The organism is Actinomadura logoneensis (genome assembly GCF_003428695.1).
In the GTDB taxonomy this organism is placed as follows: domain Bacteria; phylum Actinomycetota; class Actinomycetes; order Streptosporangiales; family Streptosporangiaceae; genus Spirillospora; species Spirillospora logoneensis.
On sequence record NZ_QURH01000322.1, the window covers coordinates 23,180 to 30,600 of the forward strand.

The 7,421-nt window shown below is 74.0% G+C and carries 5 protein-coding genes; 2 read left to right on the top strand and 3 right to left on the bottom strand.

What is annotated here, in order from left to right:
* Positions 1–13 precede the first annotated feature (13 nt).
* Complete coding sequence (locus DZF91_RS20470; RefSeq protein WP_117359068.1) at positions 14–1,015, bottom strand: proline racemase family protein; 1,002 nt, start codon at positions 1,013–1,015, stop codon at positions 14–16.
* 170 nt (positions 1,016–1,185) lie between these two features.
* Here DZF91_RS20470 and DZF91_RS20475 point away from each other — a divergent pair, with 170 nt between their 5' ends.
* The gene (locus DZF91_RS20475) at positions 1,186–1,881 is read left to right on the top strand and encodes a GntR family transcriptional regulator (protein ID WP_235834439.1); all 696 of its coding nucleotides are present in this window, start codon (positions 1,186–1,188) and stop codon (positions 1,879–1,881) included.
* 82 nt (positions 1,882–1,963) lie between these two features.
* Here DZF91_RS20475 and DZF91_RS20480 read toward each other — a convergent pair whose 3' ends face one another.
* Complete coding sequence (locus DZF91_RS20480) at positions 1,964–2,248, bottom strand: STAS domain-containing protein (protein ID WP_117359069.1); 285 nt, start codon at positions 2,246–2,248, stop codon at positions 1,964–1,966.
* Positions 2,248–6,384, bottom strand: coding sequence for a SpoIIE family protein phosphatase (locus tag DZF91_RS20485; protein WP_199486755.1), 4,137 nt, complete (start codon positions 6,382–6,384; stop codon positions 2,248–2,250). The genes DZF91_RS20480 and DZF91_RS20485 overlap by 1 nt, the downstream gene beginning before the upstream one ends.
* Positions 6,385–6,755: 371 nt before the next feature.
* Here DZF91_RS20485 and DZF91_RS20490 point away from each other — a divergent pair.
* Positions 6,756–7,421, top strand: a 666-nt coding sequence (locus tag DZF91_RS20490; RefSeq protein WP_147341231.1) for a GAF domain-containing protein, incomplete at its 3' end; no start/stop codon positions are given.

Consider the following 7,421-nt stretch of genomic DNA (forward strand, 5'->3'; position numbering starts at 1 on the left):
GCCCGGCCCGGCCTCAGACGGTGAATCCGGCCGGGAAGGGGTCGGTGGGGTCGAGGAGGTGCTGGCTGAACCCGGTCACCCAGGCCCGCCCGGTGATGCGCGGGACGATGCCCCGCCGCCCGGCCACCTCGGTCTCCTCCAGGACGGTGCCCGTGAACCGGGTGCCGAGCATCGACTCGTTCACGTGCCGGTCCCTGGCGGAGAGCTCGCCGCGGTGGTGCCGCAGCGCCATGATCGCGGAGGTGCCGGTTCCGCAGGGGGAACGGTCGAAGTAGCCGGGCACGTTGAGTACGGCGTTGCGCGTGTCCGCGCCGTCCGCGCCGGGCTGGACGAACTGGGCGTGGTGGATGCCGCGGATGCCGGGATCCTCAGGGTGGACCGGCGGACGCCGGCTGTTGACCGCCTCGATGATCCGCAGGCCGACGGCGATGAGCTCGTCCTTGTGCCGCAGGTCCAGCTCGAGGCCGAGCCGGCCGGCGTCGATCACCGGGTAGAAGTTCCCGCCGTACACCATGGCGTACTCGACCTCGCCGAGGCCGTCGACGTCGACGACGGCCCGGTCCTCCAGCACGAAGGCCGGAACGTTGGTGATCGAGACGGACCGGGCACGGCCGTGCTCGACGTCGACGACCGCCGTGACGGGCCCCGCGGGGGTGTCGAGACGAATCCGGGTGAGGGGCTCGGAGACGGGGACCAGGCCAGCCTCGACCAGCGCGGTCGCCACCCCGATCGTGCCGTGGCCGCACATCGGCAGGAAACCGGTGGTCTCGATGTAGAGCACGCCCCAGTCCGCCTCGGGCGTGGTGGGCGGCTGGAGGATCGCGCCGGACATCGCCGCGTGCCCGTGCGGCTCCCGCATGAGCAGACCGCGCAGGTCGTCGAGATGCTCCTTGGCCCAGGCCCGGCGTTCGGCCATCGTCGCGCCGGGGACCACCCGCACGCCCCCTGTCACCACCCGCGTGGGCATGCCCTCGGTGTGGGTGTCGATCGCGTGGACGAGCCTCGAGCTGCGCATCGACTCTCCTCTGTCTCCCTGAGTGCAATTGCACTGATGAGCGCAGAGTCTAGAGATGCACTTCTCCCTACGTCAACGGTCCGCGCACTGCAATTGCACACCGCTCGACCCCGGCCAGGGCGGTACCCTGACCCGGTAGCCGATGACAGCCTCGACGGAAGGGCCCGCCTGTGAACGGGGACGCCGTGCACGACGCGAAGACCGCGGACGCCTCACCCCAGGGCCTGCCCAGCGTTCGCGCCCGGGTCACCGAGGCGCTGCGAGCCTGGATCGTCACGGGCGAGCTCGAGCCGGGCCAGGTCTACTCGGCCCCCCGCCTCGGCGCTCAGCTCGGGGTCTCGCCGACCCCCGTGCGAGAGGCCATGCTCGACCTCGTCAAGGAGGGACTGGTCCGCACGGCCCGCAACAAGGGCTTCGAAGTGCTCGCCCCTTCTCCGGCCGCCCTCCACGACATCCTCGAAATGCGCCTGCTTCTGGAGGTTCCGACGGTGCGTCGGCTGGCCGAGCGCGGTGTCCGCGAGGCGGACCTCGCCGCTCTGCTCCCGCTCGCCGAGGAGACGGTCCGCGCGGCCGAGAAGCTCGACGTCGTCCGCCACGTCGCCGCCGATCTGAAGTTCCACCTCGCCCTGCTCGGCCTGTGGGGCAACGACGAGATCACCGAGACCGTGCGCGCTCTGCGCTCACGGTCGAGGCTGGCGGGGCTCTGGTCGGCCGAGAACCACGACGCGATGATCGAGAGCGCCCACGAACACCTCGCGCTGCTCGACCTGCTCCGCCGGCGGGACGACGCCGCCACGGCCGAGCTCATGGAGCACCACATCACCCGGGTCTCCGCCTTCTGGAGCAAGTGGAGCAGCGCCGGCTGACCGGAACCACCCGCGACCACCGCGCAGCGGCCGTCCTGGTCACCGCCCGCTCTGGAGCGGCACCTGACCCACCGGACGGGCGCTAGTCGCGGACGGTGGCCAGGTCGGCGAGGCCCGAGATCGTCAGGACCGGCATCAGGATCGGGCTCGCGATCAGTTCCAGCCGCTCCGCGTGCGGGAACAGCACGCTGAGGCCCGCGCTGTCGAGGTACTCGACGCCGGTGAGGTCCAGGACGAGGGGGCCGGACGTGCGGTCGAGCGCGTCGGCCAGCTCCCGGGTGTTGCTCATGTCGATCTCGCCCACGGCGGTCAGCAGCGGGGTGCCGTCCGCCCCGCGTCCGTGGGTGAGGGTCAGGGGCGTGCTCATCAGACGATCCTCGCGTGCATGTCGACGGTGGTACCGGACGGGCCGGGGGTGACGGTGACCTGCTGCATCAGGGCGCGCATCAGTCTCATGCCCCGGCCGCGGTGGGTGTCGAGCTCGGGCCGGGGGGTCTTCCAGCGCCCGGTGTCGGCGATCCGCAGGTGCAGGTCGTCGACGAAGGCCTCGGCGCGGAAGTGGACGGAGCGGCCGGGGGTGTCGCGGTGGCCGTGCTCGATGGCGTTCGCGCACGCCTCCCCCGCGGCCACCAGGATGTTCTGGACGGTTCCGGGCGGCAGGTCGCACTGGTCGAGCCAGCCGCGCAGGGCCTTGCGGACGGGTGCGAGCTGCGCCGAGTCGGCCGGGAAGGACATCTCCAGCGGGGCCGGGTGCCGGTACAGCAGGAGCGCGACGTCGTCGTCGTAGCCGTCCGCCGGGGCCAGGTGCGCCATGACCTCGGTGGCGAGCTGGTCGACCGCGGTGTTCCGCCCGGCCTGGAGCGCCTCCCCGGCCCGGTGGATGCCGGTGCTGAGCGGACGGCGGCGGCGTTCGACGAGCCCGTCGGTGTACAGCAGCAGGGTGGAGCGGGCCGGGATGGTGCAGGTGCTCTCGGGCCGTTCCCGTCCGGGCCGGACGGCCAGCGGCAGCGAGCGGCCGTCCTCCAGGAGGCGGGTGGCGCCGTCGGCCTGGACGAGGATGCCGGGCGGGTGGCCGGCGCTGGAGTAGGTCAGCTCGCCGGTCTCGGCGTTGAGGACGCCGCAGAACACGGTGGTGCAGGACGCGCCGGGCACCCCGGCGGCGAACTGGTCCAGGGCCATCAGCGTCCGGGCCGGGCTGGCGTCCTGCAGCAGCAGGGCACGGCAGGCGCTGCGCAGCTGCCCCATGACGCTGGCCGCCTCCAGGCCGCGGCCGACGCAGTCGCCGACGACGATCCCGATCCGGCCGTCCGGCAGGGGCACGGTGTCGTACCAGTCGCCGCCCACCTCCAGCGGCCGGGTGGCGGGCTCGTACCGGACCGCGAACCCCTCGGGCAGCCGGGCCGGGCCGAGGATCGCGCGCTGCAGGGCGATCGCCGTCTCGCGCTGCTGGTCGATCTGGTGGGCGCGGGCCAGCCCCTGGGAGAGGCGGCCGGCCAGCAGGGCCAGGAGCAACTGGTCCTCCCCTCCGAAGGGACGGCGTTCGCCCAGGTCGATCCACAGCCCGAGGGGGCCCTCGGGGTGCTCCAGGAGGATGCCCGCGCCGTTCGCGTCGGAGACCGGGGTCAGCTCCGGCCGGTGGAGCAGGTCCTCCAGTCGGGCGCGGTCCCCGGCGGGCAGCTCCGCCCAGGTGAGCGACGGGTCGGTGGCGGTCAGGACGGGCGTGTCGCCGGTGCCGAACAGCGCGGCTCCGACTGTCCGGGCCCGCCACAGCCTCCTCAGTTCCGCCAGGGCCCCGACCAGCGCCTCGTTCAGGCTGGTGGCCTGGGACAGGCACGTCCCCAGGGCGGCGAGCGCGCTCTCGCGCTGGATGGCGTAGTGCTCGGAGGTCACGTCGCGGAACGTGCCGACGATCACGGTGCGGCCGGTGTCGGGGTCCTGGACCTGGTTGAACGCGGCGCTGATCCACAGCCGGTGCCCGTCGCGGTGGACCACGGGGATCGTGTAGCCGCCCCGGCTCCGGCCGAGCAGCCGGGTGAAGGCCTCGGCGACCTGCCGGTGCGCCTCGGGGTCGGAGGCGGCGTCCGGCCACCACGGGTGGACGGCCGGGTACGGCAGCCCCTCGGGGCCGTAGCCCAGGATGTCGGTGAACGCCGTGTTGATCTCGACGACCGCGCCGTCCTCGTCGCAGACGAAGAACCCCTCCTGGAGGGAGTCGACCAGCGCGGTGCGCCAGCGGGCGTGGTGGCCGCGCAGCCGCGCGAGCTCGATGTTCGCCCGGACGCGGGCCAGCAGCTCGGCCGCCGCGAACGGCTTGACGAGGTAGTCGTCCGCGCCGGCCCGCAGGCCCTCGATGGACGCCTCCTGTCCGGCGCGCGCCGACAGCAGCAGCACCGGCACCGACGCGGTCCTCGAGTCGGTCCGCAGCGCGCCGACCAGGGCGAGCCCGTCCAGGCCGGGCATCATCACGTCGCTGACGACCAGGTCGGGCGAGTCCGTGCGGACGGCCTCCAGGGCCGCCCGCCCGTCCCGGACCGTCCGGACCTCGTACCCGGCGCCGCGCAGCAGGCGGGCGAGGTACTCGCGCATGTCGGCGTTGTCGTCGGCGACGAGCACCCGCGCGCCGAGCCTGGGCGCGGCGGCCAGGTCGTCCGCGGTCGGGGCGGTGCCGTCCCGGACCTCGGCGGGCGTGCCCGGCTGCTCGCCCGGCAGCCAGCGCAGGGCCTCCTGGACGAAGGGGTCGGCGCCGATCGGGAGCGCATCCGCGACCGCCTCCGCCAGGACGGCCTCGGCGGGCAGGTGCGCGGAGCCGAACGGCAGGCGGATGGTGAAGCGCGTGCCGCGTCCCTCGGTGGAGTCCGCGGTGATGGCGCCGCCGTGCAGGCCGACCAGTTCCTTCACCAGGGCCAGGCCGATGCCGCTGCCCTCGTTGGAGCGGGACCGGGCGTTCTCGATCCGGTGGAACCGCTCGAACAGCCGGGGCATCTCCTCGGCGGCCACGCCGATGCCGGTGTCCTCGACGGTCACCACGGCCTCGCCGTCCACCTCGCGGGTGGTGACGCGGATCGATCCGTCGAAGGTGAACTTCAGGGCGTTGCTGAGGAGGTTGAGGACGACCTTCTCCCACATGCCCCGGTCGATGTGGACCGGCTGGGGCAGCGGCGCGCACTCGACCTGGAAGTCCAGTCCGGCGCGGTCGACGGCGGAGCGGAAGACGCTGGCCAGCTCGCCGGTGACCGCGGCGAGGTCGACCGGCTCGTAGCGGGCCTGCATCCGGCCCGCCTCGATGCGGGAGAAGTCCAGCAGGGAGTTGACCAGCTTGCCCAGCCGCAGCCCGTTGCGGTGGATGACCTCCAGCTCCTCGCGGACGCGCGGGTCGCCGTCGGCGAGGTGCTCCCGTAGCTCCCGCACCGGCCCCATGATGAGGGTCAGGGGCGTGCGGAACTCGTGGCTGACGTTGGAGAAGAACGTCGTCTTGGCCCGGTCGAGCTCGGCCAGCTCCTCGGCCCGGCGCTGCTGGGCCTGGTAGTTGCGGGCGCTGGCGACGCCCGTGGCCACGTGCCCGGCGACCAGTGCCACGAACGCGCGGTAGTCCTGGTCCAGGGAGCGGTACCGGTTGAGGCCCGCGACCATGAACCCGTACGGGGCGCCGCCCTTCTGCGGCAGGGGCACCACCAGGGCCTGGGTGGGCGGGCCGCGCCACACCCGCGTGGGCAGCTCGGCGGTGAGGACGGCGTCGAGGGGCATCAGCACGGACTCCTCGCGCGCCGCGGCGGCCGTCGGCCACGGCCGCGCGGAACCCGCGGGCAGCAGCTCCGCGGCGGCGGGGTGCCCGGCGGGGACGCCGGTGGACGAGGCGAGCCGGGCGGCGCCGTCCTCCTCGAACAGGTAGGTCAGCGTGAACGGCAGGTCGTGCGGGTTGCGGTCGAGCTGCTCGCTGGTGAAGTCGAGCATCTCCTGCTGGGTGCGGACGACGCTGGGGTCGGAGCCGAGGTCGCGCAGGGTCGCCATCCGGCGTTCGCCGATGACGCGCTGGGTCTCCTCGATGACCACGCACAGCATGCCGACCACGTCGCCCGCGTCGTCGCGCAGGGGGCTGTAGGAGAAGGTGTGGTAGCTCTCCTCGGTGTACCCCGAGCGCTCCAGGAACAGCAGCAGGGCCTCGTCCCAGGTGGCCTGGCCCGTCGTCAGGACGGCGTCGATGCGGGGGCCGATGTCGTCCCAGATCTCCGTCCAGACCTCGCGGGCCGGGCGGCCGAGCGCCCAGGGGTACTTCTGCCCGAGGGTGTCGCGCCGGTAGGCGTCGTTGCAGAAGAACGTCAGCTCGGGGCCCCACGCCATCCACATCGAGAACTTCGACGACAGCAGGATGCTCACGGCCGTCCGGAGGCTCTGCGGCCAGTCCGCGGGCTCGCCGAGGGGCGTCGCCGCCCAGTCCACCCGGGCCAGGTCGCCGCCGATCCTCTCGTCCGCGGCGAACACGCCGGCCCCGGTCAACGGGTGCACGGCTGGCTCAGCATCCCCCGACTGCGTCACTGGACACCCCTTCGTTTCCCGTGCGGACCTCGTGCGACCTGCCGTGCGTCGACCCGCCGCGCCCGCGCCCGCCGTGTGCGTCACCACGCCGTGCGTCGGCCTGCCGTGTGACGGCCTGGCGTGCCCCGGCCTGGCGTGCGCGGACCTGCTGGGAAGCGCGCCGTCCGGGTGGGGCTCCGCCGAGCCGACCGCCCGCCCTCCCGCGCACGCACGCCTCGGACGTGGCCGCGGCGGTACCTACCCGATCAGGGGCGACGACACCTGTCACCGGCGCCTTCCGTAGGATAGGCCAGCTGGCTCCCCGGCCGGCACCCATGGTGGCCACGAACGCGGGAGACGACATGACGGTGACCGAGCGTCCGTCTCCGCGTGACGCCGGGGCCGACGACCCGCGGGAGAACGGCCTGGCCACGGCGGGTGCGACCGCCGCCGGTGAGGCCGCCGCGAGTGAGGTCCCCGCCGGTGAGAGGGAGCGGCTCGTCGCCCTCCGCCGCTACCGGGTCCTGGACACCCCGCCGGACGGCGCCCTCGACAAGATCGCTTCCCTGGCCGCCCGCATCTTCGGCGCGCCGATGGCCACGGTCTCGTTCGTGGACGGCGACCGCGTGTGGTTCAAGGCCGCCCACGGCCTCGGCGGCATCGAGCAGACCGGGCGCGAGCCGGGGCTGTGGGCCTCCGCCGTCCTGCACGACGGGCCGTACGTCGTCACCGACGCCGCCGCCGACCCGCGCACCGCCGGCCACCCGTTCGTCCGCGGCGACCTGGGGGTGCGCTCCTACGCCGCCGCGCGGATCACGACCGCCGAGGGGCACGGGCTGGGCACGGTCGACGTCCTGGACGTCCGGCCCCGGCGGCCGACCGCCGACCAGCTCCAGGCCCTGCAGGAGCTGGCCGCGCTCGTCATGGACGAGCTGGAGGCGCGGCTGGCGGCGCTGCGCGTGGTGGCCGCCGAGCGCCGCCGCCGCGCGGACGCCGAACGCCTGGCCCGGACCCTCCAGCGGACCCTG

What these genes read in the sequence shown, in the direction of transcription:
- DZF91_RS20480 (WP_117359069.1), bottom strand. Translation starts at nt 2,248, where the DNA reads ATGAGCACGCCCCTGACCCTCACCCACGGACGCGGGGCGGACGGCACC.
- DZF91_RS20470 (WP_117359068.1), bottom strand. Translation starts at nt 1,015, where the DNA reads ATGCGCAGCTCGAGGCTCGTCCACGCGATCGACACCCACACCGAGGGC.